The following is a 24,369-nucleotide window of genomic DNA, read 5'->3' on the forward strand; positions in this document are numbered from 1 at the left end:
AGTAAGTTATTGAGTGACGGTTTTGCAACTGGTCAGCCAGGCATCGGTGTCGATCTTCTGCTTTTGCAGGAAGGTCTTCTGATTGGCCCAGTGGGTGCGCAAATAGGGTTTGAGTTCTTGCAGCTGCTTGTTGCGGGTGATGATTTCTTCCATCACCGGCACCTGCGCTTCCAGCAGCGGCTGGCCATACAAGGTTGCCGATTCCACCAGGCTGCTGGCGTAGTAACGGCTGAGTTTGTGCAGGCGATCCTTCTGCTCGTCGAGCTTGCCTTTGCGCATGTCGCAACTGGCGTCTTTTTCGGCGGATTCGCAGTTCAGCTTGTAGTTCTTCTGCAAGAAGTCCACGTACTGGCCGTCGTCGAGCATCTTGGTGCACAGGAACGCACCAAGGTTGAGGCTGGCGCGGATCGCCTGGTCGCGGGTTTCTTCCTGCTGCTGGTTGCTGGCGCGCAATTGGTTTTCCAGCGCCTGAAGCTTTTCCTTGAGCGCCTTGTCTTCGACGCCCGAGGCCAGGGTGTTCAGTGACTGAACGGTGCCTTTATCAGCCGACTCGGTTTCCTTGCTGCCGGTGCCGAGTTTCTTCCAGCTGCTTTCAATGCTGGCGACACGCTCGCGGGACGTCAGGGTCGGGGAGACCAGCACCAGTCGCATACCGGTGGTTTTGTTTTTCACCTGGCCTTCGGCGTTGTAGTACGGATCTTCCTTGCGCAAGCCGGTGCGCAGGTCGGCCTGGGCGGTCAGGTAGTTGCCGCCACGGACCACATAGCCACCGGCCTGGCCGTGCTGGCGGTCGAGTTTGTTCAGGCGGAACGGCTCGAACATCATCTCGTCGACGTTGCCGAGCATGTCGTGCAAGCCCAATGGATTAGGCTTTTGCAGGCCGGACAATTGCAGTTTGCCGTTAGACGATTGCGCCCCGGCGAACCACTCGTAGGCGTTGATACCGTCGGGCATCGGGTAGCGCGTATCGCGGAATTCCGCTGCGCCGACTTCCAGGCCACCGCGCGCCGCGAACTCCCACTCGACTTCCGTCGGCAGGCGCAGGAAGCCCAGTGCGCCGTCTTCTTTCGGCAATTTGCCGGCCGCGTTTTTGCGCAGCCACAGGTTGTATTTGTCGGCCGCTTCGACGGCTTGCACCCAGCTCACGGACACTTGCGGCAGGCGCATTTTGGTGGCGGCGGTGGGGCAGGTTTCTTCGGTCAGCGCGGCGTATTGGAGCTGACTCATCTCGTACTTGGCCATCAGGTAGTAGCGGGATTTGTCATTCTTGGCGCCGGTGAAACTGCCGGCGATGAAGGTCGGCCGGGTCTGTTCGACGTAGCCGTATTCCGCGCCGTCCTGACCGATGTTGATCGGGTAGTCGTCAAGCGGTCCGGCGACCGGAATGAACACCTTGCGAAACACCATCGAGCCTTCGCACGGCATCGGCAGCACGACGTCGCTGGCCTCGGGCATCGGGTTGTAATACTTCTCTTCCCAGCCCGCCGCCGAAGCGTCGAGCAGGTAGCCGAGGCTCAGGGGCAACAGCAAGCCAAAACGTTTATAGCTCACGCAGACTCTCCGCAGGTTGGATGTTGATCGCTCGCACGGCGCCGATCACGGCCACCAGTGCAGCGACCAGAAAGGTCAGGAGCAGGGCGGCGAGGCCGTGCCAGAGTGTGATGTGGCAAACAAAAGTGCCGGTGGCCTGGCTGCTGCCGAGCAGGTAGTCGAACAAATGGCTGCCGACAGCGTAGAAGCCCAATCCACCGAGGTAGCCGGCCAGGCTCAGCACCAGCGCTTGCAAGACCACGAAACCGGCGACCGCCGTGCGTTTGAAACCCAGCAGGCGCAGCACCGCGAGGCTTTTGCGCTTGCGGTCGATGTTGGCCAGGAACGCCCCGACCATCGACGCCACACAGCCGATCAGCGCGGCGAGGGCGATAACCCCGAAGATCAGCCCCAGCACATGGTTGATGGCTTTGACGTTGTCGATGTCGGCCAGTCGGCTTGAAGTTTCGATGTGTTGTTCGTTGAGCCAGCGTTCCAGCGGCGCCACTTGATCGATGTCGCGGGCATAAAGGCGGGCGCGGGCATACAGCGGTTGCAGGTCGCCCAACGGCTTGCCGGTTTCGATGCCGAATGCGCTGACCTGATAACCGTCGCGAAAGCGCTCCAGGTCCAGCAACAACGGAGGGGCAACAAACCCGGCTGCGCGGCCGAAACGAGCGCCGTCGAGTACTGCCAGCACAGTCAGCGTCATCTCGCCGCGCTCGTTGACGCCTTCAAGTCGGCGCAACACGCGCAGTTGCACGCGGTCGCCGACCTTGGCCTGCAAGCGTTGCGCGGCGCGGGCGCTGAGGATCACTTGGTCGCCGGTCGGGTTGAGTTGTGGCAGGTTCAACTGCGGGTCGCCGGGTTCGGTGGCGATGATTTCCGCGCCTTCGACAAACCGTTGCATGCCCATCAGCAAGTCTGCCTGGGTGTTGAGCGAGCGGGTCTGGCCGAGGGCAAATCCGGTCTCGGGACGCTGGCGCACACGTTCGATCCAGGCGCTGTCGTAGTTGCCGTTGCTGAGCATCTTTACTTCAAGGTTGCGCGGGTCGCGCAGCAGTTCGTCCTGCAACTGGCTGACCACCCCGTGCTTGAGGCCGAACAGCAGCAACAGCGGCGCAATCACCGCCACCAGCGAGGCGGCGATGCACAACGACACCTTGCGGTCGTGCCAGAGGTCTTGCAGGGCCAGCGTTGCGAGCAGGCGCAAGCGGTCAGTCCATCGGTTCAAACAGAGTCTCTCCCTGACGGCTGATAGCGCCGAGTCGCGGCAAGCCGAAATCCTTCAGCAGGGCCCAGTCATGGGACACAACGAGCGCACTCAGGCCCATGCTCGACACCAGGCTCATCAACAATTCGAACAAGCGCCGGGCGCTGTGCGGGTCGAGTGCCGCTGTCGGCTCGTCGGCCAACAGCAGCAGCGGCTCATGCGCAATCGCCCGCACGCAGGCCACGCGTTGGCGTTCACCGATCGACAACGCTTGAGGGTGTTTATCCAGCAAGCCTTGCAGGCGCAGCACCTCAACCGCGTGATCGATGTGCGCGCTCTTGACCGGCATGCCGAGCAAACGACGGGGCAGGCTGATGTTGTCGCGCACGCTCAAAAACGGCAGCAAACCGCCGCTCTGCAAAATGAATCCCAAGTGCCGCGAACGCACCGCCGCCAGGGCCGGCTGGTCATCGCTGGCCAGCAATTGTGCGATGTCTTGATCCTGCGTTGCGCCCAGCCGAAAACGCTCGAGCTCTATCGGCGCCAGCAACAGGCCGATGGCTTCGAGCAACGTGCTTTTGCCGCTGCCGCTCTCGCCGGTGATGGCGAGTATTTCCCCGGCACCGACGTGCAGGTGCGGCAGGCGCACATGATGAGCCAGCGCACCTTCTCCTCGGCGCACCAGCAGGTTCTTGATATCGAGCATCGGCGTCTCGTTAAGGCATCATTTCCAGTGGCACGGGGTACACGTTGTCCCGTGCATCGCTGTCCTTGGCTAAAGCCACCCAACGGTCGACGTCAGCGTTGTAACGCTGGTAGTGCCGCAGTTTGGTATTGAGCGTGCGGATGAATTTCTCCTGCGCCAGGCCATCCCAGCTCTTCCAGGTTTCTTCGTCCAGGTTCAGCACTTCGCTCTGATACGGCAGGTCTTCGAGGTACTCGCCGAGCACGCCCATGTCCGCCAGTTTGGTGTTGCCGTTCTGCTTGAGCTGATTGGGATCGGCGCCCATGGTGGCGGCCACCGAGCGCAGGCGCTCGAACATTTCCGTCGGCGAGATCAGGCCTTCGTTGGCCGCATCGAGGATCTGCTTCATCACGTCGCTCAAATCGCTGAGCTGGGATTTGGTCAGCAGCACCCGCACGTCGGTGGTCGGGACGTTCTGCTTGATCAGGTCACGGTCAGTGATCCACGCCTTGAACACTGGCGGTGCCTTGCTGTTGGTCTTCTCGCCCAGATAGGCAAGTTGCATGGCGTGGCCGATCAGCGCCGCGTCTTCGAGCATTTTCTTCTCGGCCGGGTCCTGCTTGGCGTTCACCGCGCTGCCGATGGCGTCTTCGCCCATGTAGGCGGCTTTCACTTGCGAGGTGATCGCGGTGGCCAGCGAATCCACCTTGCGCCCGAACTCCTGAATGTCGCCCGCGTTCACCGGGTAATACAGCGAGGTGTTGGTGCCCGGGTAGGTCGACAGATTCTGATACTGCGCCTCGGCCTTGGCGTGGTCCTTGATTCCGGCCGGGGTTTTCAGGTGCAGGGTGTAAATCGCCACGCCCGGGTTGGCGGCTTCGAGGCGAACCTGCGAGGCGCTCAAACCGGTTTTCGATAGCTTGTCGTCGCCTTCGATGGCGCCCGCGTCGGTGATCAACACCACGTAGCGCGCACCGAACTGGCTCCAGTCGACCTTGTCGATGCTCTCCATGACACCGGCAAAGGCGTCTTCGTCGAAACTGCTGCTCGATACTTTGGCTTGTTTGAGGTCGGCGACCTTGGCGAGGAAGTCAGAACTGTCCTTCACTTGAGTCGGGTCGGCATACATTTTGGTGGTGTATTCCAGGCCTGGCACCGCCTGGGTGTTGGAGCGGAACGCCACCAGGCCGAACTTGACCTGCTTGCCGAGGTTCTGCGATTCGATCTGCTGATAGACCTTGCGGATCGCCTCGCGAGTGCGGTCGATGTACGGGTCCATCGAGATCGTCGAGTCGATGACAAACACCACCGCTGCAGTGAATTCCTTCAGTTGGTTGGCCGCCTTGTCCTCGGCTTCCTTGCCACCGGCCGCGCTGTTGGCCGCACCACCCTTGGCGTTCTGGTCATCGGGCTTGCTGACCGATGCGACGTTCAGCAGCCGCGTGCGGAAACCGCCCTCGGTCATCACTTCTTCGCCGCTGAGGACCGGCAGCAGGTAGAACTGCTTTTGCAGGTCGACGAAATATTCAGGTTCTTCGGCGAGCACGCCCGGTGCTTGCTTGCCCTTTTTCAGCGTGGCCCGCAGCGGGGCGACTTTGCTCACCGGGTCCGGTGCATCAAGGATGCCCTCGACAGTGGCGCGGTCCTTGAAGAACAGCAGCCGGTCGCGGTTGGCCGGGTTGGTGAACGCCAGTGTCAGCTGCATTTTCCAGTCGGTGGTGCAACTCGCGGGCAACCAGCCAATGGTTTTACCGTAACTGTCGGGGCCGACTTTGAGCCACTCGGCGTTGGCCGCTTGAGCACGCTCATAAACGTAGAAGCGGCTGAAGACTGGTTGCGCATCGCCTGCCGCGCCGCCTGCCGTCGGGCTGAGTTTGCAGCCCGGGGTGGTCAGTACGCGCTGGAACAAGGTCTTTTTACCGGCCTGGATCAGCGGTTTGTCTTCGGCCTGGGACAACGGGCTGATGCACAGTGCCAACAGCGCGGCGCCGCTCAGCAGGAAACGACTCAGGGGAGAACGCATCACTTCTGCAACTCCTCGAAACGCTGCTTGGCTTCGGCGTTGTTCGGGTCCTGGGTCAGGATCGTTTCATACCAGTAGGCGGCGGTGGCGTTGTCCGCGGCCGGGAAACACTCGCTGGCTTTCAGGTATTTAGGGTCGTACTCGCGGGCATAGGCATTGGCGATCAGCGCGTCACCGGCCTGGGCACGGTTGGCGTACAGACGCTGGGCAACACCGCAGTGTTTGCCGGCCTTGGCTTCGTTGATGATCTCCAGCAACTTGGCACTGTCGGGCGCGGCCTTGATGCAGGTCTGGACGAAGGTCAGCTCGGGCAGGCTGTTCATGCTGTCGAGGGTGCAGGCTTGCGCATCGGCACCGGCCGGTACGGCGGCAGCGATGGCCGGGGCGGGGACCGGAGTACGTTTGTAGAACCAGAACCCGGCCGCTGCGGCCACCAGCAACAGCACGACGAGCGCGAGGCCGATGAGGCCTTTTTTGCTTTTCTTTACCGGGGGTGGAGGCGGTGTGTAAGCAGGTTCGTTTGGCACCGATTCCAGTTCGATTTCTGGCTCGGCGGTGTTCAGGACCAATTCCGGCAGCTCTGGAATTTCGGGTTCCGGTGCAGCAGGTGCGCTCAAGTCTGCACCACCGTAAGTCGAACGCGTCTGGCCACCGGCCGTGGACGGCAGCAACCCGACGCCTGGACGGACCACGCCTTTGTCGGTGTGCCCCTGGCTCTGTTCGCGTAGCTCGATCATGAATTGCGAGTTGGTGCCGCCTTCGAGCAGCGGGTCGACTACTTCCGGGCCGACCTGGGCTTCAAGGGCTTCACCACTGGTCGCAACGCTGAAGCGCGAGACCTTGAACCAGAACGGATTGCTGCTCCAGGCTTTCTGATCCTGGAGGTAGAACCCGTCCTGGTTACGCTGAATGGAGAACTCCAGCTGTTCTTCGCCACCCTGCCATTTCTTCACAGTGAGGCACGCCTGGCCAGGCACGTTGGGTTCTAAGGCGAGCAGGTCGACACGAATTGGCATTGCTTATCTCGCTGTGAAGGCTGTGAGCACATGGCCCAGCCGTTCATTCTGTTCAGGGGTGATTTCGCGACCGGCACCATGGCCGGCATTGTCCTGCGTGATGTAGGCCAGGCCCGAGAGCCAGTCACCCAGATACCGCTGCGCCTGGTTGGCCGGTTGCGGCGGCAACACCGGCACTTGTCCCGGACCGATGTCGGTATAGAACGAGAACAAGGGCGCCTTGGCACCGGCACGGCTGTTCGGGCGCTCGTTGACCGGTTTTTGCAGGTAGCCGAACCAGGACACGAAATCGCGCAGCACGCGTTGCACTTCCAGCACTTGGCGTTCGACCAGCTGATCGCGCCGTGCGCCGCTTTGTGCACGCTTGAGCACCGCACGGCTCAGTTGGCCGGGCAAGTCCTGGCGGTAACCGGCGGTGATCAATTCGTCGACCACGGCTTCGATCAACGCCTTTTCCAGCCCTAGCAGGGTGAGCAGGCTTTGCCGGGTGGTCAGTTCGCGCAGGTGTGCAATCCAGGCCTTGAACGCGGCTTTGGCGAAGCGGTGTTCGTTGCTTTGCAGTTCCGGCGTCGGGGTGTTGGATTTACTGGCGGCCGGTGTGTCGTGACTCAGGTCGTCGCCGAAATCAAAATCGAACCCGGCGTCGTTGCCGTACAGGCTCTGGCTCGGTGTCGGCGTGGCCGGCTCATCGCTGGCGGCGGGCGCGTCATCGGTTTCGTACACACCGCTGAGGTACAGGTCGCGCACCGACTCGCTGGGCATGTCGAGTTCATCGATGAACTCGCCGAGCACGGCCGGACGACGGCCCAGGCCTGTCAGTATCATCTGCGCCTGGGCTTTTTTGGCGGCGGCGGCGCCGTCACCGTCGGCGTGATACCAGGTGCTCAGGCCGTGAGTGGTCAGGCCTTCGAGGCATTCGCTGAGCTGCTCGCGGATGCGCTGCAGTTTGAATTCAATGTTGGCCACGCCCTTGAAACTGCCGCTGAAATGGCTGATGCCACCGTCATCGTTGCGCAGCATTTCTTTCCAGGCGTTGGCGGGATTGTTGATGTGTTTGCACACCAGTTCGTTGCCGGCAAAGCTTGTGCCCAGGGCGTCGACGCGCTCCAGGTAGCTGGGGTTGAGGCCGGTTTCGGCGCCGCTGGCGTCTTGCACGATGAATGCGGCATCCATGCGCGGTTTACGCACCAGGAAGGTGTTCTGGAAAGGCGTGCCGGCCCAGTCGTTCATCCAACTCAGGCTGCCGAAGCGTTCGAGCATGGTCAGCTTGACCATGCCGTTCCAACTCTCGTCGTACTGATCAGGCGTCAGGCTCAGGGAGTTGGTGATGCGCAGGTCGAGCATGGTCAGCGCCCAGATCAGACCGGTGTCGCGTTTACTGCGGGCGGCCGCGTCGGCGCCTTGAGTCTTTTCGATCCAGCGCGTCAGCACCGGGCCGACGTCGTTGACGTCGCTCTGTTTGGTCGAGCCGGTGCAGACCACCAGCGCGTTCATTTCCTGGTTGTCGGTGTAGCGTTCGAACAGGTAAGCGACCTTGCCGCGCAGAATCAGCTGCGAGACGGAGTTGTCCTTGGTGGCGGATTCCGGGTCGTTGGAGTCGGCGATCTCGTGCAGCTTCTTGCGCCCGCGATAACCGGGGAAATCCAGCAAGTCGACCTGGTTGACGATGTCGTCCGCCGGGGCTTCGATCAACCCGAAAGTCATCTCGGCGGTCAGTGCCGCCAGTTGCGCGACCGGGATGCCCTGGCTGTTTTGCAGGCGTCCGTCGACCCGGGGCCGCACGTCGATCGGCAAGTCCCGCGGGCTGCCGAAGCGCTCGAGGATGTCGACGTTCATGATGCTGTCGCGCTGGCTGTAGGTGTCGTTTTCGAAACTTACCAAAGCCTTCAAAGGCGCGAAGACGGTCTCGGGCAGGCCCAGCTTGTGCAGCGCGCCGGCCAATTGCTGGTAAACGCGCGTCAGCTCGCTTTGCTCACCCCAAAGGATGGAAAACAGCTCGGCACGCTCCTGGAAGTTCAGGCGTGGCGCCAGTTGCAGCGCCGTCGGCCAATACAGGTGCTCAAGCTTCTTCACCGAGTTGCGGAAGTTGTCGCGCAGGTAATCCCACAGCGACACCAGATCGTCAGCGCTGACGCCCGGTTGCAGCGGCCCGGTCTCGCGCCCTTCGAATGGTTTCAACACGCGCTGGATGCGCGCTTCGTCGATCTCGTAGGAGATCCGCTCAAGGTCGAAGTCCTTGAACCACGAGTTGGCGAGAATCTTCGCCAGCTCGATTTCCTTGAACAGCGTCAGTTCGACCGGGAACTGCGGATCCTGGCTCGGCGTGGCGCGGCGGCTGAAGCGCGTCACCAGGCCGGTGGCTTCCTTGCCGCCACCCACCGGGTTGATGTGCTTGATGAAGTCCAGGCGCTGGCCACCGAAATCGGTTTCCAGTTTGCCGTTCTGACCGGCCGCGAGGGCCGAAATCAAGTAGGACTTGCCGGCTTGGGACAAGCCGAAAAAGCCAATGGTCATCGGCGTGCAGGCCACGCGACCGAGGCTGTGGGCCAGGTTGCGGGCGCGGTGCAGGCGGATGTTCAGGTTGTCGGCTTCGCTGTCCAGCCGTGGTGCGTTGCCGCGTGTCTGGCCAATCCATTCCAGCGCCTGACCGGCACCTTCATAAACAGCGGCCCAGCGGGCTGAAAGCTGAGTTTGTTCGGGGGTCAGGTCATTCATTTGCGTTTCACACTTCCACTGTCGAGCCAGTACTTGGTCTCGCTCAGGCCGGCGTCGAGCATGGTGTTGAGTTCCAGCTCGAGGTCGCTGCGCGGGTTGAAGTTGACGTTGTTACTGTTGGATTCGATGTCGCGAACCGAAAGGCGGTCGCTGACCAGATCCTGCTTGCGCGTGTACTTGTCGGCCGCCTTGACCTCGAAGCGCACCTTGAGCAGCGGCGTGCTGCCGTTTTCTCCAATAGCCCGGGAGAACTTTTCCCGGCCGGCCTTGGTGAACCGCAGGGTGTACAGCGGCGAAGCCGCCCAGCGATCAGCGGCCAACTGGCGGAAACCGAGACGCAGGTCGCCGCGCATTTCCAGCTGCGGCGTGTCGGCGTCATCGCCCGTGCCGATTTCCGGCAACTTGATTTTGTAGTCTTCGGACTGGATGTCGCGGTACAGCACGTCGGCATCCTTGATCACGTTGTTCAGGTCTATGACGCCGATGTGCTTGACCGTCGAATACGGTTTGAGCGCCGAAGAGCGGAAGTAGAAGTTCGGCACGCTGTGGTTGGCGCACAACAGGCACAACATCGCGCCCACCGAAGCGGTGCTTTTCGGGTCGTCAATGCGGCCGTTCTTGTGGAACGGGTACCAGCCGCCGGTGCGATAGTTTTGCAGCGCCAGAATGCGCCCGGGTGGCAGCGGCAGAACCTTGCGAATGAACGCCTGGATGCCCGGTAGACGCGAAGGGCGGCCAGTCAGCAGCAGAACATCGCACGGATAGTGCGCGACCACTTCACAGAGTGCGCCGAGGATCTTGGTGATGTTGATCTGATCGTTGAGGAACGCAGCGTGGAGCTTTTGCAGGTCGAAGCCGATCAGCGATTCGTACAGGTCGAAACCGCTCTGGCCCCCGACATCGCGGCGCACGGCGGCGTTGACGTAGTCAAGGACGGTCTGGCTGATCGCGTTGTCGCCCAGCAACTGGCGGTAGCTTTGCGGGCTGACTTCCTGCGGGACTTGCGGGTCGTAATGCTCGTAGGCCTTGAGCAACGCAAGGCCCAGCGGTGCGAACACCTGCAGGTTCAGTTGCTGGCGCAGAATCATGTCCTGCGCGCTGACCGATTCGTCGCCGCACAGCCGCGACATCAGCGAATCCGGGGCTTTTACACCGGCGTTCTGCAAGGCTTTCTCGAAGCTCGGCAGGATGAAGTCCTGAATCACGTCCAGCAGGATGTCGTCGCCGGCCACTTTGAAGCCATCGCGAAAACGCTGCTCGGGCACGATGTGCACGTTGCTGCCGCTGCCGGTGTTGCCGGCGCGGTCGAGGCGATAGTCAGTGATGACCAGGTCGGTGGTGCCACCGCCGATGTCGATGGTCGCCAGGGTGATGCGTTCGCGGTCGGTCTTGTCTGGCCGGGCGATGGTGTCGAAAAACTCTTCCGGGTGACCGGCGAAGTTCTCGTTGACCTCGGTGTACAGGTACACCAACTGGCCGCAGGAGGCTTCGTCCCATTCCACGCGGATGCTCGGGATCGGCGTGCGCGGGCTGACGGCCTGATCCTGATGCGGATCTTCCTCGCCGGCGTGCCAGCCGAGGCTTTTCCACACCAGGCCGATGGCCTGCTGCATGCGTTCGTTGAGGATGCTGCGCTCGGCCTGGGGCATGCCCGGCGGCACGGTCAGGGTGATGCTGTTGAGCTGGCGCGGCACGCGGGTGTGACCCTGGCGCGAGCGTTGGGCCGGGCTGTTGATCTGCGACAACGCCTGGGCCAGCACTTCGGCGAGCATGAAGGTCATCAGCGAGCTGCGCGAGTAACGCGGCATGAACACCGGCAGACGATCGTCTTCTTCGAGGCTGTAAAGCGCCTCGCCGGTTTCGTTGATCAGGTGCGAGAACGGCGCGGCGGTGGCGTAGGGCTCGTTGTCGGTCTTGATGTACGAGCAGTTGAAACGCCAGCCGTGGCCGTAGGCGTTTTCATCCCACAGGTAACGTTTCGGGCTGGACAGGCCCGTCGAGCCTTCGGTGCCGCGACGGCGGCTGGCCAGACGGCTGGCCTCGTTGCCGACCCGGGCGATCGTCGCCCACTGGAACGCATCGTGACGGCCGCTCTTGACCGAGCAGTGGTCCTTGCCGAAATACGCCTGGGCAAACTCCACACGGCTTTCGAACGGCAGGTTGTAGGTGTGTTCGGGGGTGATCAGGTCGCGCAGTTCCAGCACGTAATTCTGCTTCAGCCCGGAGCCGGCCTGACCGTGGTTCTCGATCAGGATGCCGCAGGTGCGTGAGTTGCCGACGTCCAGCACCAGGTCCACCGGAATCGGTTTGACCAGGCCATTGCTGTCGTTGGCCACCACTTTCAGCTCAGGGATTTCCACCTTCGGCCTGGCGGTCGACTGCGCTGCCGCAGACGGCGTGCTCAACAGGCTCAGCAGGTTGAGGTAGTGCGCCAGGTGATGGTTGGCGCGGATGTCGATGTCCAGCTCTTCGCGGGAACGATGGGCATTGCCTTCGTTGAACACTTCGAGCAGCCATTCGTTGACCCATGGCTGGGCCAGGAACCAACGGGTTTCGCTGGCCTTGGTCGCCAGTTTGAAGGACACGCCGGAGCTGATGTCTTCTTCGTTCGGCGCCAGGTAGGCGGTGCCGTCACGCTTGGGCATGACGCGGCTGTCGAACGCCATCGTCAGGCGATGGGTGTTGCCGTCGATGTCTGGCGTGGCCAGTTTCACCAGGCGCATCCGCGACCAGTTGGTCGGGCCTTCGTCAAAGCGGTGCGGCGGCATGAAACGGAAAAACGGCGTCGGCAGCCAGACACCGTCCAGCAGCTCGAGGCTGCTTTTCATGTCGACGCTGAACGCCGGCTTGGCCTTCTCGACCTTTTCCGGTTCGGGCTCGTAGAAGTAGAAGTCTTTCTCTTCGTTGTACATCAGCCGGCAGATCAGCCCGCTGATCATCGGCGCGAACTCGCCCGCCGGTTCCTTGCGAGGATCCAGGCGCAGGGCGAAATCCATGAACTGGATACCGGTGTCACTGACGAGCGTGACGGTGTCTTCGAATTGGGTGACTTCAGGCAACATGTCGGGTTATTCCAGTCTTATTCGCCCATTTGCCGCATGGACATGGGGAATTGATCTTTTCCGTAACCGCCGGTGCAGTCCGCGACCGTGGTCGCCCCTTTGCGGCAGTTGACCTTGGGCATGTCGTAAGTGCTGCCATCGCCGCACACGGCCTGGCCCTGGCTGTCGATGGCGAGGCTGCCGCCTTTCATGGTAGCGCTCACCGGCCCGCTGCATTTCGTGCCGTCGGCCTGGTGTACGGTGACTTCGCCCTTACCGTCCTTGAGCTGGTATTCCAGGCGCAGCGGCTTGCCGGTCCGGCGATCCTGAATGCCGGCACCGGCGCGGTACTGACCGTCGAGGAACTTGGCGGCACCGTCGGCTGCGTCAGGCGGAATGCTCAAGGCCGGGCCCGGTTTTGTGGTTGCGGCTGCGGCGGCGGATTTTTGTGCGTCGGGCGGTGTGGTGACAGGTGCCTCGGTTTTGGCTTCGGCTTCGGCTTCCGGTGGCGCGGGTGGCGCGGTTGGGGATTCGGCGGCCGGGTCTTGCGTGATGCCGGCAGTCGCGGCGTCAGCTTCGTTGCCAGCGAGCGCCGGGGCTTCCGCGCCTTGGGTGCCGGTCACGGCGGTGCCTGTGGTGGAACCAGCGACCGTGCCGGTCACGGGAACGCCATTCAGCGTTGTGACATTGCCGGTCAGTTGTGGCTCTTCCAGCTGATTTTCCACCGGCACGATGCCCTCGGGCAGCAAGTCCACCGCCACCAATGGAATCGGTACGCAACCGCGCAGGCCGAGCAACAGCCACAACAGCAACAACAGGAGCGGCAGCAGCAACAGCCACCACCAGCGACGCCACCACGGACGAGCTACCACGGGCACGACGGGCGCCACCACCGGTTCTTCAACCACGGGTGGCAGCGTGAAGACGGGCGGAACCTGATAAAGGCAGTGCAGGGGATCGCGATTACCGGTACCGGCGTGCTCGAAACCCCAGAAGGTCAGCACCGGCTTGCCTTGCACCAGGTAGACGAAATTTTCGTCAGGGAAATGAATGACGCGCTTGAGCAGCTTGCCGAACACGGCTTTGTCGCCTTGCTGCTGTTCGGCCGGGTCCGTGCCCAGGAAACGCTGGCTCAACTCATCGAGCGCAGTCTTCAGGGCTTCAAGTTGGCGACGGGCCGGAGCGCGTTCTTCTTCGGTCGCACTGCTCCACGGGATCACATCGCCTTCGATACCGCTGTACCAATCGATCTGGTTGCCGAGTTCATCGCTTTGAGGAATGGCCAGGTGGTCGACCATGTCGGGGTTCTTGCGGCGAATGGCTTCGCGCAATTGCAGGGCAGCCCGATAGACCGGTTGACCTGTTTCGCCCAGGGCTGTGAATGACCCGCTCTTACCGCTGCGTAATAATGCCCCGCGCATTCAAACTCCATATGTTCCGTTGCGCAAAAATGACAGACAAAGGTGTCTGTTCCTGCTCCTGCATTTAGCTGGCGACCTTAATGTCATAATGATGTCGCCGTCAATCAGCAGAGGTCCAAAACCGTATGAGACTAGCGTAAGCGTGCGGAGGTTGCATGGGGGCAATGTGAATTGATTTGGGAAGACTCGGACGTCCGCTTTTTTAAGCTTGCTGAATCGTTTCATCAGCGCTATAAAAAATGCACAACTCCAAGAAAGGCTTCCCCATGACCCCTCTCAAATTAGTCGTTGCCCTTGGCGCGCTGTCCGCCTCCCACGCCATGGCCTGGGACTACGTCCTGCTCGACAGCGACAAGGCTGCCCAGAACTGGCAGATCACCAGCCAGCAACTCGGTGTCAAAACCGACAAACCCTTCTCCGTGACCCTGCGCACCTTGCACGGCGGCCGGCAAGAGGGCGTCAGCATCGTCGACATCGATAACGGCACAATGAAACTCTCGGTGGTGCCCACTCGCGGCATGAACGTGTTGCAAGCATCGGTCGGCGATGTGCGCATGGGCTGGGACTCTCCGGTCAAGGACGTGGTCAATCCGTCCTTCATCGAACTCAACGGCCGCGGCGGACTGGGCTGGCTCGAAGGCTTCAACGAACTGGTGGCTCGCTGCGGCTACGAATGGGTCGGCCATCCCGGCATCGACAACGGCGAACTGCTGACCCTGCATGGCCGCGCCGCCAACATCCCGGCCAGCAAAGTCACCCTGCACATCGACGAAAAACCGCCTTACGCCATCAGCCTGCGCGGCGAGCTGAAAGAGCAGGCGTTCAAAAAAGTCGATTTCTCGGTGGTAACTGAGTTGGTCACTGAACCCGGCAGCGTAGCGTTCGCCCTGAACGACACGTTGACCAACAACGGCGACTACCCGAAGGAATACCAGGCGCTGTACCACAGCAACTTCAGCACGCCATTCCTGGAGCAGGGCGCGCGTTTTGCTGCGCCGGTTAAACAGGTGTCGCCGTTCAACGACAAGGCCAAAGGGGATTTGCCGGATTGGCAGACTTACCGTGCACCGACCAAGGACTACGACGAGACGGTTTACAACGTCGTGCCTTATGGCGATGCCAAGGGCGACACGCTGACCGTGTTGCATAACAAAGCCGGGAGCCTTGGGGTGTCGGTTGGGTTCAATACGCAGCAGTTGCCGGTGTTTTCGTTGTGGAAGAACACGGATACGCAAGGGCAGGGGTATGTGACCGGGTTGGAACCGGGGACGAGTTTTTCTTACAACCGTCGGTATCAGCGGCCGATTGGTTTGGTGCCGATGATTGGGGTTAAAGAGCAGAGGCAGTTTCAAATCCATTACAGCTTGTTGGCAGATAAGGGGGCTGTGGATAAGGCGTTGAAGCGTGTGAGTGAGATTCAAGGTGGGCGGGAGACTGAGGTAAGGCAGGCGCCGCTGGTGGATTTGACCAAAGAGTAAGCGGCCTTTCGAGATGAGCAGTGGAAGTCTGTGTTCACCGCTCATCAAAAGGCTAAAAAGGAAGTCTCATTTCTGACGCTTGTGCCGCATCAAACAGGCGCCGGATGAAATCGAAGTCGTTCCAGGTTTGGTTGGTATAAAACCGATGCTCCTTATTTCCGATCTCATCGATGTAATAGATAACGTACTCCGCATATTTCTCGTCGGCGTTGAAGCTGTAACGCAATGAAAGAGAAAAGTCCTTTTCCTTGAGTTTCACAAACGAGTTGTTGTCGTCATAACTCCAGGAGAATTCGCCTCTCTCCGTTCTCGCGGTGAGTGCTTTGATGAAATCGAGAAATCTAGGCGGTAGCATATTGACGCCCTCTGGCCGGGTTAACCTTTTCGAGGTTTTCTTTGATGTTTTCAAGATTGTGGTGAAGAAGGATTCTGATCGGCTTTTCGAGCGGAGCGTTTGCCGTCGCGAAAACCCCTTTTCTGATGGTTTTCAGTTTCTCCAAGGATATTGTCAATCCTTTCGAACTCCTGACCTGTACCGGGTATTTTGGCAAACAGAATCCTGAAATGCTGATAGCACTTCAGCGCCAATGGATAGTTTTCGGTGTCCACATAACCTGCTGCTTCATTGAGCGTCGCAATGCATTCACTGACGGCCGAGGCGCCCTCTACAGCTTTTGCGTCCTTGAGTATTCTGTTGGCTTCTGCACTGATGCTGCGTGAGTAACGAACACTGTGCAGAACTTCGGATATTGAAATGATTAGCGCGACGATCGTAATGACTGTGCCAATGTAGGAAAAGTTGTTCAGGGTTGTCGGAGAGCCAACAACAATTTCCTGCTGCGATAGCGCCGCCCATACGATAGCAATGCTTATCAGGCAATAGACGAATCTGATCCAATGACTTCTTAGTAACTTCATGTATTACTGACGCTCTCTCTGAATATTATCTGAATGATTTGCTGTGATAGTCATCGATTACGCTGAGGCCGGTCGGTATTGCAGCGCTTCTGCCAAATGCTCGCGGGTGATCCCATCGACCTGCTCAAGATCCGCCAAGGTGCGGGCGACCTTGAGCAATCGGTGAGCAGCTCTGAGCGACAAGGTCAGTCGTTCACACGCGGATTCCAGCCAGTTTTCATCGGCTGTGGATAACTTGCAGTGTTTGCGCAGGCCAGGCAGATCGAGGAATGCATTGGCGCAGCCTTGGCGCTTGTTTTGACGCTCTCTTGCGTCGGCGACCAGTGCCGCAGCGGTGGCTGTATCGTCACCGGGTTTCTGTGATGGGTTTAATGCGGTGGCTTCTCGGGCGACGGTCAGGTGCAGGTCAATGCGATCCAGCAGCGGCCCCGACAGTTTGTTTCGGTAGCGCTGGACCATGTCCGGCGTACAGGAGCAGCGACCACTCGGTTCACCAAGATATCCACAGGGACATGGATTCATTGCTGCCACCAATTGGAATCGCGCCGGGAAGCGCACGCGGTCCTTGGCGCGGGATATCACGATGTGGCCGGATTCCAGAGGCTCTCTCAAAACCTCCAATACCTTGCGATCAAATTCAGGAAGTTCGTCCAGGAACAGCACGCCATGATGGGCGAGGGTAATTTCGCCGGGTTGTGGTCGTGAGCCGCCGCCGACCAGTGCCGGGCCTGATGCGGAATGGTGAGGTTGGCGAAACGGTCGTTGCGGCCAATGGCTCAGCGGCACGCAACTGGAAACCGATTGAATTGCTGCGACCTCAAGCGCTTCATTCTCAGCCAATGGCGGTAGCAGCCCCGGTAAACGACTGGCCAGCAGGGTTTTCCCTGTTCCCGGCGGACCGCTGAACAACAAGTTATGCGCACCTGCCGCCGCTATCAGCAGCGCGCGCTTGGCTGACATTTGACCTTGCACCTCATTCAAATCGGGGTACGGCATGCTGGCGTACAGCAAGCCATCGGATACGAAGGGCTCGATTGGAGTGTGTCCATTAAGGTGCGCCACCGCCTGAAGCAAATGATCCACCGCGATCACCTTCAACCCCGACGCCAGACACGCCTCTTCTGCATTTGCCCGCGGCACTACCAGCGTCCGCCCGGCCTTGCGTGCTGCTAATGCTGCCGGCAGCACACCGCGAACTGCCCTCACCGCGCCCGATAGCGCCAACTCTCCCAGACACTCAATGTCATCCAGCGTCAACGTCGGCACCTGCACGCTGGCTGACAGAATCCCCAGCGCAATGGCCAGATCAAATCGTCCACCGTCCTTCGGTAGGTCCGCGGGAGCGAGATTCAACGTGATACGCCGTGCCGGGAATTGCAGCCCTGAATTGATAATCGCACTGCGTACCCGGTCCTTGCTTTCCTTCACTGCCGCTTCGGGCAATCCGACCATCGTCAGGGACGGCAAACCGTTGGCCAAGTGGACTTCTACGGTAACGGCGGGCGCATCCACGCCAATCTGGGCGCGGCTGTGGACGATGGAGAGGGACATGGTCGTTCCTTGAGCTTTACGGGAACCGCTTCCTGCGGTTTTTTGAAGGGTAGTCGGGGTGTTGTTCTTCGGCGTTACGAATGAGGCGACAAACTTTCACTGGATGTTGCGAGTGTCTTTCTGGTGATGAAGCGTAAGCGAGTGTGGATTGCCGACGTAATGGGTCTCGGGATGATGTTTTTGTAGGACCTTGCCTAGAACAATGACGGACGCCGGTGAAAGTGGGTGAGCGCTCTTGTCTGTCTGGCAGGGCTGCTTATGATCATTAATTGATCGCTGACTTCGGAGAGGATAATGAACAGTAATGGAATGCGGCCCGTTCATCCTGGCGAAATTCTTCAGGAGGAGTTTCTTGAACCGTTGGGCATTTCAGAGTCAGCTTTCGCCCATTCGTTGAACGAACCGTTAAATGTGGTCAACGACATCGTGATGCAACAGCGTTGTGTCAGTGCTGATCTAGCGGGGAAGCTATCTGGCCACCTGAACACCACGCCCGAGTTCTGGCTGAACCTGCAAGCGACTTACGATTTGCGGGAAGCTGGAATCGAACGTGGTAGGGCTTTAAATACTTAAAGCGATTGCAAGATCCGCGAAGCACGCTTCCACCAAGGCGCATTGACCGTCCGTTGCGCCCGTTCACCCTCCGCAAGCATGTGCGGAACATCCTGCAACCGAATCCACGGCTGGTTATTCCAGTGCAGCAAACTCAGCGACATCTCCGGCCAGTTCAACAGACTCAGAATCGGGCGTTCGCTTGTTGCCGGATGTTGGGCGTCTCTGAGGGCTGGCACTACGTCGTGGGTCAGCCATTCACGCAGGCCTCGGTATTCGGGGCAGTAGTGGTAGACGAGCAGGGCGTAGACGCCGGATTCGCTGATTAGCAGGGTGTTTTCGAGGGTGCCGTGGATGACGACTCGCGCGGATTGATGTTGATCGGGATCGAGTTTTCGGACGGCGCGTTCGTCGAGGAAAAGGCGAAGCAGACGGCCCAGGTCTCGGGCGCTGAACCAAGGCTGGTTTTCGATCAAAAGCGCGTGGAGGTGGAGTTTGTGGCGGGTGAAGACGTGAGGGACTAGATAAGCGTTATCGCAACTCATTAATACAGCTCCTTTTGCTAAAGAGGCTGCCGTCAATCGTCGCCAAACAATTGGGTGGCAGCTGTACGCGGGTTGGCGAACCGGAGCAAAAGGAACCCGGCAGACCCGAAGGTCTCCCACGCACAGCCGCCATGACTCGAGAGATGGTCGTCGTACGCCTTAAGCTTCCAGGTCGCCAAACCCAGTGCTGAATATTCAGCTGAGAATGAGCTTAGGAGCCTGGGCTTCACGGCGCTATCGGACGGCGGTGGTGATCTTTGTAGGACGTTGCCGAGATGGTGGCGGGGCGGCAGATCAGAAGATTGCAGCCTTTGGCAGGTCCTACAGGGTTGGTCTGGCCAGTGTGGGAAGGCTGGTAGACCGAGGTGACTCTATTCGCGAGCAGGCTCGCTCCCACAGGGGGTTGCGTTGTCAGCAGGGTTACTCGGCAGGCGGATTCAGCTTCGCTTCCAGCTCCGCAACCTTCGCTTCGAGGCTTTCCAGCCGTGCCCGGGTCCGCGCCAGCACAACCATCTGGCTATCAAACTCTTCCCGGCTCACCAGGTCCAGCTTGCTGAAGCCGCTCTGCAACAACGCCTTGAACTGGCTTTCGATTTCGCTTTTCGGCAATGGGGTTTCGCCGCTGAAGAGGCGGGAGGCGGTGCCGCTCAGGGCGTCGAGGAAATCTTTGGGTGCGAGCATGGGAAATGTCCTGTCAACAATGGCGGGCAGTGTATCACGCAGTGTCTATAGTCAATTCCGTCAGCAGGGATGCACGCTTTTCGCGCATGTGGACAGACGGCTGCGCACTGTTGTTGTGCGTATCCGTGGGGCCGATTGAGGAAAGGGGCTGTTGGCGGCGGTCAAGGGGTTGAATTCAGTGGGTTTTGGCGAGATGGCAAGCTTTCTGCTTAGTCAGTCGTAACCCATGCACTGATGCAGTCGCTGTGACGAATGCAGTGCGCCAAGCGAAACGGGGAGTTGTTTCGTGAGGAGCGGTTAGCTGGCGTCGGACGGGCAGGTAAGGTCGACGATGCGTTACAAAGCCAGGCACTGCGCTTAGACTTGAGTCGGGTTTGTTTTCCTGGGGCAAGTCCACCAATTCGGGAGAGAGTTTTCATGAAGCTAGTCACTGCCATCATCAAGCCGTTCAAACTGGACGACGTGCGCGAGTCGCTGTCCGAGATCGGCGTGCAGGGCATTACCGTTACTGAAGTCAAAGGCTTCGGTCGGCAGAAGGGTCACACCGAGCTGTATCGCGGCGCGGAATACGTGGTCGATTTCCTGCCTAAGGTAAAGATCGATGTCGCCATTGACGACAAGGATCTGGACCGGGTTATCGAGGCGATAACCAAGGCCGCCAACACCGGCAAGATCGGTGACGGCAAGATCTTCGTGGTCAATCTGGAACAGGCGATTCGCATCCGTACCGGCGAAACCGATACCGACGCGATTTAAACGCCGCCACAAACCCAACGCCCCAGGAGAAAACAATATGACTCTGCGTAAATTCGCAGGGCTAGGAGCCCTGTTGTCCCTCGTAATGCCCAGCCTGGCTATGGCGGCAGACGAAGTGGCGGCCCCAGTCCTCAACTCCGGCGATACCGCCTGGATGATGACCTCGACAGCCCTCGTGCTGTTCATGACCATTCCCGGCCTCGCCCTGTTCTACGGCGGCATGGTTCGCTCCAAAAACATTCTTTCCGTGATGATGCAGTGCTTCGCCATTACCGGTCTGATCAGCATTCTGTGGGTCATTTATGGCTACAGCATCGCGTTCGACACCACCGGCATGGAGCAGGGCGTCGTCAATTTCAACTCGTTCTTCGGTGGCATGGGCAAGGCATTCCTCGCCGGTGTCACGCCGTCGAGCCTGACCGGTCCTGCGGCGCTGTTCCCTGAGGCGGTGTTCATCACCTTCCAGATGACCTTCGCCATCATCACCCCTGCGCTGATCGTCGGTGCCTTCGCCGAGCGGATGAAGTTCTCCGCCATGCTGATCTTCATGGGCGTGTGGTTCACCCTGGTTTATGCACCGATTGCGCACATGGTCTGGTCCGGCAACGGCGGCCTGATGTGGGATTGGGGTGTGCTCGACTTCGCGGGCGGCACCGTGGTGCACATCAACGCCGGTGTGGCCGGTCTGGTTGCGTGCATCGTGCTCGGCAAGCGCAAAGGCTTCCCGACCACCCCGATGGCACCGCACAACCTCGGTTACACCCTGATGGGCGCCGCGATGCTGTGGGTCGGCTGGTTCGGTTTCAACGCCGGTTCCGCCGCTGCGGCCAACGGCACGGCCGGTATGGCAATGCTGGTGACCCAGATCGCAACCGCCGCCGCTGCACTGGGCTGGATGTTCGCCGAGTGGATCACTCACGGCAAACCAAGTGCACTGGGTATCGCTTCGGGTGTTGTGGCCGGTCTGGTCGCCATCACCCCGGCCGCTGGCACCGTGGGCCCGATGGGCGCGCTGGTCATCGGCCTGGCAGCGGGCGTGGTGTGCTTCTTCTGCGCCACCACGCTGAAACGCAAACTCGGTTATGACGATTCCCTGGACGCCTTCGGTGTGCACGGCATCGGCGGTATCCTCGGCGCGATCCTGACCGGTGTGTTCGCCGCACCGTCCCTGGGTGGCTTCGGCACCGTCACCGACATCGCCGCTCAAGTCTGGATTCAGTGCAAAGGCGTGGGCTTCACGGTGATCTACACCGCGATCGTCACCTACATCATTCTCAAGGTACTGGACGCTGTCATGGGTCTGCGTATCACGGAAGAAGAAGAGGCCGTCGGCATCGACCTGGCACTCCACAACGAACGCGGCTACAACTTGTAAGCACGCGCATAAAAAACTTGCCCGGCTTGCCGGGCATTTTTTTGTCTGGCGTTTGTCAGTGAAGAGACTGCTGAAAGGTTTTTTCGTACACGTTTGGTGGCGTTTACGACGGGCGTTTTTCTGCGGCCAATGGCTTACATGATTGAAGGAATATTAGGGCCTTTGTTTTTTCCCAGAGCGCGCTAGAATGCGCCCCGAACGTGCGGAGAACTGTATGTGGCAACAGACTCTGATTACCCTGCGGGCACGGCCCCGGGGCTTTCATCTGGTAACGGACGAGTTACTCGCCGGCCTGCCTGAACTCAAGGCGTGCCGGGTCGGTCTGTTGCATTTGTGGCTGCAGCATACCTCGGCGTCGTTGACCATCAACGAGAACGCCGATCCGGCGGTACGTCGCGACTTCGAACGATTTTTCAATCGTCTGATCCCACAAGGAACAGACGGCTATGAGCATAACGACGAAGGCCTGGACGACCTCCCGGCGCACTTCAAGGCCAGCGTGCTTGGCTGTCAGCTCAGTTTGCCGATTTCGGCAGGCCGACTGGCGCTGGGGACCTGGCAAGGTGTTTATCTGGGCGAGCACCGTGATTTTGGCGGTGCCCGTAAAGTCCTCGCCACCGTGCACGGTGAAGAGGCATGAACCGCTGGTCACCAGCGGTTATTGAATTTTTCCGGCGGCTGTCGACAGACGGTGAAGCTGGGCTATAACTAATCTGCTTTTCGCAAGTCATGAGGTAGAACATGAGCGACGATGATCTGGAAAACGACGACCTCGAAGTAGGCGACGACGACGAAACCGAAGAAGGTCTGGAAGCAGCGGCCGAAGACGTCGCTGAAGACGACGGCGGTGAAACGCCCGTTCCGACCGCCAAAGGCAAAGCCAAGGCTGCGGTGTCGGTTGACGAGCTGCCGAGCGTCGAAGCCAAGAACAAGGAACGCGACGCCCTGGCCAAGGCCATGGAAGAGTTTCTGGCACGGGGCGGCAAGGTGCAGGAAGTGGAGGCCAATGTGGTCGCCGATCCGCCCAAGAAGCCTGACAACAAGTACGGCAGCCGGCCTATCTAAGCGTCTGCTATTGGCTTGCTGAAAAGGCCCGCCGTCGCTGCGGGCTTTTTCATGGGCGGTAAAAAGCTCTGGGCCTGCGGCGATCCCCTGTAGGAGTGAGCCTGCTCGCGATTGCGGTGTGTCAGGCAACATAAATGCTGAATGTCACACCGCAATCGCGAGCAGGCTCACTCCTACAAGGGAATATCGGTGATCTCAGGATTGGTGCTGGGAATTCCACCGAGCCAGCAACGCCGGTAATTCGGTCAAACTGCGAATCTCGGCATCCGGTGCCTTCTCGGCTTCCCAGTCCTTGCGCGCCGGGTTAAACCAGATCGCCCGCAACCCCGCCTGCTGCGCCCCGGCAATGTCATCCCCCGGATGATCGCCGATATGCACCGCCGTCTCCGCCGTCGCACCACCCCGTTGCAATGCCTCATGAAACAGGCGCGCATCGGGCTTGGCGATGCCGATGTCTTCGGCGCACAACGCAAACTTGAAGTAATCGGCCAGTCCCAGCCGGCGCACATCGGCGTTGCCATTGGTGACCACACCCAGGGCGTAATGCTTGGCCAGGGTTTCCAGCGTCGGCTCGACGTCGGGAAACACCTCGATCTGGTGCCGGGCATGCAGAAACACTTCAAAACTCTTGTCGGCCAGGTCCGACGCCTCGCCGTGGTCGTATCCGGCCTCCTCCAACGCATGGAACAACACCCGGCGCCGCAGCGCGCTGATACGGTGTTTGAGGCTCGGTTCGAGGGTCAGGATCCGTTCCCGAATAGCCCACAAATGCTCCACCGGCAACGCGCCCAGGTTCGGTGCGTGCTCGGTCAGCCATTCACGCAGTATGGCTTCGGCGCTGACGATCACCGGGGCGGTGTCCCACAGGGTGTCGTCGAGGTCGAAGGTGATCAATTGGATGGTCATGAATCATCGCCTTTAATGCGTTTGGCCCGTGGATGGGCACTGTCGTAGACCGTGGCCAGGTGCTGGAAGTCCAGGTGGGTGTAGATCTGGGTGGTCTTGATGTCCGAGTGGCCGAGCAATTCCTGTACGGCGCGCAGGTCCTGCGAGGATTCCAGCAAATGGCTGGCAAAGGAATGCCGCAACATGTGCGGGTGCAGGTTCTGCCCCAGCTCGCGCTCACCAGCAGCTTTGACCCGCAACTGAATCGCCCGGGGGCCAAGGCGCCGACCTTGCTGGCTGACGAACACCGCATCGTCTGCCGGGTTAGTCATGGCCCGCAACGGCAGCCACAGTTCCAGGGCTTCACGCGCTTTTTTGCCGACCGGCAGCAGGCGAGTCTTGCTGCCCTTGCCGAGCACCTGAACCATGCCGTCGGCCAGATCCAGCTGATCCATATTAAGCCCGGTCAGCTCCGAAAGGCGCAAACCCGAGGAATAGAACAGCTCCAGAATCGCCTGATCCCGACGTGCCAGGAAGTCATCCTCCACCGCGCCTTCAAGCAGTTGCAGCGCGCGGTCGGTATCGAGGGTTTTCGGCAGCCGTCTTTCGCCCTTGGGCGGTGCCAGGCCGTTGGCCGGGTCGTGATCGCAAAGACCTTCGCGGTTCAAATAATGATAGAGCCCACGGACGGCCGACAGCAGTCGCGCCAGGCTGCGCGAAGATTGACCCTGGGAATGCAGGCGCGCGATCAGGCTGCGCAGACGCTGAATGTCCAGCGCGGCCCAGCTGCTGATGTTCTGTTTGACGCACCAGCCCAGCACTTTGTCGAGGTCGCGGCGGTAGGCGTGCAGCGTGTGGGGCGACACCTGCCGCTCACTGCGCAGGTGTTCGCAGTAAGCGTCCAGTTGCCGTTCCATGG

At 60.2% G+C, this 24,369-nt stretch carries 21 protein-coding genes; 6 read left to right on the forward strand and 15 right to left on the reverse strand.

What is annotated here, in order from left to right:
- Positions 1 to 6 precede the first annotated feature (6 nt).
- From AC1ROI_RS06290 to AC1ROI_RS06325, 8 genes are read right to left on the reverse strand one after another with little or no spacing between them, the layout of a single operon-like run.
- Positions 7 to 1,551: an SUMF1/EgtB/PvdO family nonheme iron enzyme gene (locus tag AC1ROI_RS06290; RefSeq protein WP_102595404.1), complete on the reverse strand. Its 1,545-nt coding sequence runs from the start codon at positions 1,549 to 1,551 to the stop codon at positions 7 to 9.
- Positions 1,541 to 2,764 carry an ABC transporter permease gene (locus AC1ROI_RS06295; RefSeq protein WP_010465139.1) on the reverse strand — a complete coding sequence of 408 codons (1,224 nt, stop codon included), beginning with the start codon at positions 2,762 to 2,764 and terminating at the stop codon, positions 1,541 to 1,543. Before AC1ROI_RS06295 ends, AC1ROI_RS06290 begins: the two co-directional genes overlap by 11 nt.
- Positions 2,748 to 3,449 carry an ABC transporter ATP-binding protein gene (locus AC1ROI_RS06300; protein WP_010465137.1) on the reverse strand — a complete coding sequence of 234 codons (702 nt, stop codon included), beginning with the start codon at positions 3,447 to 3,449 and terminating at the stop codon, positions 2,748 to 2,750. The genes AC1ROI_RS06295 and AC1ROI_RS06300 overlap by 17 nt, the downstream gene beginning before the upstream one ends.
- Positions 3,450 to 3,459: 10 nt before the next feature.
- Positions 3,460 to 5,451 (reverse strand): vWA domain-containing protein, encoded by a 1,992-nt coding sequence (locus tag AC1ROI_RS06305; protein ID WP_010465135.1) that lies wholly within the window; start codon positions 5,449 to 5,451, stop codon positions 3,460 to 3,462.
- Positions 5,451 to 6,467 carry a hypothetical protein gene (locus AC1ROI_RS06310; RefSeq protein WP_083375472.1) on the reverse strand — a complete coding sequence of 339 codons (1,017 nt, stop codon included), beginning with the start codon at positions 6,465 to 6,467 and terminating at the stop codon, positions 5,451 to 5,453. Before AC1ROI_RS06310 ends, AC1ROI_RS06305 begins: the two co-directional genes overlap by 1 nt.
- 3 nt (positions 6,468 to 6,470) lie before the next feature.
- The gene (locus AC1ROI_RS06315; protein ID WP_102595403.1) at positions 6,471 to 9,182 is read right to left on the reverse strand and encodes a putative virulence factor; all 2,712 of its coding nucleotides are present in this window, start codon (positions 9,180 to 9,182) and stop codon (positions 6,471 to 6,473) included.
- Complete coding sequence (locus AC1ROI_RS06320; protein ID WP_102595402.1) at positions 9,179 to 12,244, reverse strand: virulence factor SrfB; 3,066 nt, start codon at positions 12,242 to 12,244, stop codon at positions 9,179 to 9,181. The genes AC1ROI_RS06315 and AC1ROI_RS06320 overlap by 4 nt, the downstream gene beginning before the upstream one ends.
- Before the next feature lie 17 nt (positions 12,245 to 12,261).
- Positions 12,262 to 13,644, reverse strand: coding sequence for an SrfA family protein (locus tag AC1ROI_RS06325; protein WP_102595401.1), 1,383 nt, complete (start codon positions 13,642 to 13,644; stop codon positions 12,262 to 12,264).
- Positions 13,645 to 13,910: 266 nt separating this feature from the next.
- Between AC1ROI_RS06325 and AC1ROI_RS06330 the strand changes: the two genes are divergently transcribed.
- Positions 13,911 to 15,122, forward strand: coding sequence for an aldose 1-epimerase family protein (locus AC1ROI_RS06330; protein ID WP_077748592.1), 1,212 nt, complete (start codon positions 13,911 to 13,913; stop codon positions 15,120 to 15,122).
- Positions 15,123 to 15,174: 52 nt separating this feature from the next.
- Here the strand turns inward: AC1ROI_RS06330 and AC1ROI_RS06335 are convergent, their stop codons facing one another.
- The 3 genes from AC1ROI_RS06335 to AC1ROI_RS06345 are packed head-to-tail and all read right to left on the reverse strand — an operon-like array spanning position 15,175 to position 17,591.
- Positions 15,175 to 15,477, reverse strand: coding sequence for a hypothetical protein (locus tag AC1ROI_RS06335; protein ID WP_010465122.1), 303 nt, complete (start codon positions 15,475 to 15,477; stop codon positions 15,175 to 15,177).
- Positions 15,478 to 15,527: 50 nt separating this feature from the next.
- Positions 15,528 to 16,040 carry a hypothetical protein gene (locus tag AC1ROI_RS06340; protein WP_102595400.1) on the reverse strand — a complete coding sequence of 171 codons (513 nt, stop codon included), beginning with the start codon at positions 16,038 to 16,040 and terminating at the stop codon, positions 15,528 to 15,530.
- A 57-nt stretch (positions 16,041 to 16,097) separates the two neighbouring features.
- On the reverse strand, positions 16,098 to 17,591 hold the full coding sequence (locus tag AC1ROI_RS06345) for a YifB family Mg chelatase-like AAA ATPase (protein ID WP_102595399.1): 1,494 nt from the start codon (positions 17,589 to 17,591) through the stop codon (positions 16,098 to 16,100).
- 294 nt (positions 17,592 to 17,885) lie between these two features.
- Between AC1ROI_RS06345 and AC1ROI_RS06350 the strand changes: the two genes are divergently transcribed.
- A complete protein-coding gene (locus AC1ROI_RS06350; RefSeq protein ID WP_042932484.1) occupies positions 17,886 to 18,164 on the forward strand; it encodes a HigA family addiction module antitoxin in 279 nt (92 codons plus the stop codon).
- On the opposite strand, the gene AC1ROI_RS06355 is transcribed toward AC1ROI_RS06350, so the two are convergent.
- Positions 18,161 to 18,688 (reverse strand): BRO-N domain-containing protein, encoded by a 528-nt coding sequence (locus AC1ROI_RS06355; RefSeq protein ID WP_102595398.1) that lies wholly within the window; start codon positions 18,686 to 18,688, stop codon positions 18,161 to 18,163. The genes AC1ROI_RS06350 and AC1ROI_RS06355 overlap by 4 nt on opposite strands.
- A gap of 420 nt (positions 18,689 to 19,108) precedes the next feature.
- Positions 19,109 to 19,369, reverse strand: coding sequence for an accessory factor UbiK family protein (locus tag AC1ROI_RS06360; RefSeq protein WP_010465113.1), 261 nt, complete (start codon positions 19,367 to 19,369; stop codon positions 19,109 to 19,111).
- Positions 19,370 to 19,786: 417 nt separating this feature from the next.
- Here AC1ROI_RS06360 and glnK point away from each other — a divergent pair, with 417 nt between their 5' ends.
- The 4 genes from glnK (at position 19,787) to sutA (ending at position 22,565) form a co-directional block, all read left to right on the forward strand.
- A complete protein-coding gene (glnK, locus tag AC1ROI_RS06365; RefSeq protein ID WP_002555808.1) occupies positions 19,787 to 20,125 on the forward strand; it encodes a P-II family nitrogen regulator in 339 nt (112 codons plus the stop codon).
- Between the two features lie 37 nt (positions 20,126 to 20,162).
- Positions 20,163 to 21,500: an ammonium transporter gene (locus AC1ROI_RS06370; RefSeq protein ID WP_010465110.1), complete on the forward strand. Its 1,338-nt coding sequence runs from the start codon at positions 20,163 to 20,165 to the stop codon at positions 21,498 to 21,500.
- Between the two features lie 214 nt (positions 21,501 to 21,714).
- The gene (locus AC1ROI_RS06375) at positions 21,715 to 22,140 is read left to right on the forward strand and encodes a secondary thiamine-phosphate synthase enzyme YjbQ (RefSeq protein WP_008030499.1); all 426 of its coding nucleotides are present in this window, start codon (positions 21,715 to 21,717) and stop codon (positions 22,138 to 22,140) included.
- 101 nt (positions 22,141 to 22,241) lie between these two features.
- The gene (sutA, locus tag AC1ROI_RS06380) at positions 22,242 to 22,565 is read left to right on the forward strand and encodes a dormancy-specific transcriptional regulator SutA (protein ID WP_010465107.1); all 324 of its coding nucleotides are present in this window, start codon (positions 22,242 to 22,244) and stop codon (positions 22,563 to 22,565) included.
- A gap of 195 nt (positions 22,566 to 22,760) precedes the next feature.
- Here sutA and AC1ROI_RS06385 read toward each other — a convergent pair whose 3' ends face one another.
- Both AC1ROI_RS06385 and xerC read right to left on the reverse strand, forming a co-directional pair.
- Positions 22,761 to 23,471 (reverse strand): HAD family hydrolase, encoded by a 711-nt coding sequence (locus tag AC1ROI_RS06385; RefSeq protein WP_102595294.1) that lies wholly within the window; start codon positions 23,469 to 23,471, stop codon positions 22,761 to 22,763.
- Positions 23,468 to 24,367, reverse strand: a complete 900-nt coding sequence (xerC, locus tag AC1ROI_RS06390; RefSeq protein ID WP_010465103.1) for a tyrosine recombinase XerC — start codon at positions 24,365 to 24,367, stop codon at positions 23,468 to 23,470. The genes AC1ROI_RS06385 and xerC overlap by 4 nt, the downstream gene beginning before the upstream one ends.
- Positions 24,368 to 24,369: the final 2 nt, after the last annotated feature.

It is taken from the genome of Pseudomonas sp. GW823-FHT02C02 (genome assembly GCF_058797635.1).

Coding starts and splice junctions, on each gene's coding strand:
- AC1ROI_RS06300 (WP_010465137.1), bottom strand. CDS start 3,449: ATGCTCGATATCAAGAACCTGCTGGTGCGCCGAGGAGAAGGTGCGCTG.
- AC1ROI_RS06305 (WP_010465135.1), bottom strand. CDS start 5,451: ATGCGTTCTCCCCTGAGTCGTTTCCTGCTGAGCGGCGCCGCGCTGTTG.
- AC1ROI_RS06310 (WP_083375472.1), bottom strand. CDS start 6,467: ATGCCAATTCGTGTCGACCTGCTCGCCTTAGAACCCAACGTGCCTGGC.
- AC1ROI_RS06315 (WP_102595403.1), bottom strand. CDS start 9,182: ATGAATGACCTGACCCCCGAACAAACTCAGCTTTCAGCCCGCTGGGCC.
- AC1ROI_RS06320 (WP_102595402.1), bottom strand. CDS start 12,244: ATGTTGCCTGAAGTCACCCAATTCGAAGACACCGTCACGCTCGTCAGT.
- AC1ROI_RS06325 (WP_102595401.1), bottom strand. CDS start 13,644: ATGCGCGGGGCATTATTACGCAGCGGTAAGAGCGGGTCATTCACAGCC.
- AC1ROI_RS06330 (WP_077748592.1), top strand. CDS start 13,911: ATGACCCCTCTCAAATTAGTCGTTGCCCTTGGCGCGCTGTCCGCCTCC.
- AC1ROI_RS06335 (WP_010465122.1), bottom strand. CDS start 15,477: ATGCTACCGCCTAGATTTCTCGATTTCATCAAAGCACTCACCGCGAGA.
- AC1ROI_RS06340 (WP_102595400.1), bottom strand. CDS start 16,040: ATGAAGTTACTAAGAAGTCATTGGATCAGATTCGTCTATTGCCTGATA.
- AC1ROI_RS06345 (WP_102595399.1), bottom strand. CDS start 17,591: ATGTCCCTCTCCATCGTCCACAGCCGCGCCCAGATTGGCGTGGATGCG.
- AC1ROI_RS06350 (WP_042932484.1), top strand. CDS start 17,886: ATGAACAGTAATGGAATGCGGCCCGTTCATCCTGGCGAAATTCTTCAG.
- AC1ROI_RS06355 (WP_102595398.1), bottom strand. CDS start 18,688: ATGAGTTGCGATAACGCTTATCTAGTCCCTCACGTCTTCACCCGCCAC.
- AC1ROI_RS06360 (WP_010465113.1), bottom strand. CDS start 19,369: ATGCTCGCACCCAAAGATTTCCTCGACGCCCTGAGCGGCACCGCCTCC.
- glnK (WP_002555808.1), top strand. CDS start 19,787: ATGAAGCTAGTCACTGCCATCATCAAGCCGTTCAAACTGGACGACGTG.
- AC1ROI_RS06370 (WP_010465110.1), top strand. CDS start 20,163: ATGACTCTGCGTAAATTCGCAGGGCTAGGAGCCCTGTTGTCCCTCGTA.
- AC1ROI_RS06375 (WP_008030499.1), top strand. CDS start 21,715: ATGTGGCAACAGACTCTGATTACCCTGCGGGCACGGCCCCGGGGCTTT.
- sutA (WP_010465107.1), top strand. CDS start 22,242: ATGAGCGACGATGATCTGGAAAACGACGACCTCGAAGTAGGCGACGAC.
- AC1ROI_RS06385 (WP_102595294.1), bottom strand. CDS start 23,471: ATGACCATCCAATTGATCACCTTCGACCTCGACGACACCCTGTGGGAC.
- xerC (WP_010465103.1), bottom strand. CDS start 24,367: ATGGAACGGCAACTGGACGCTTACTGCGAACACCTGCGCAGTGAGCGG.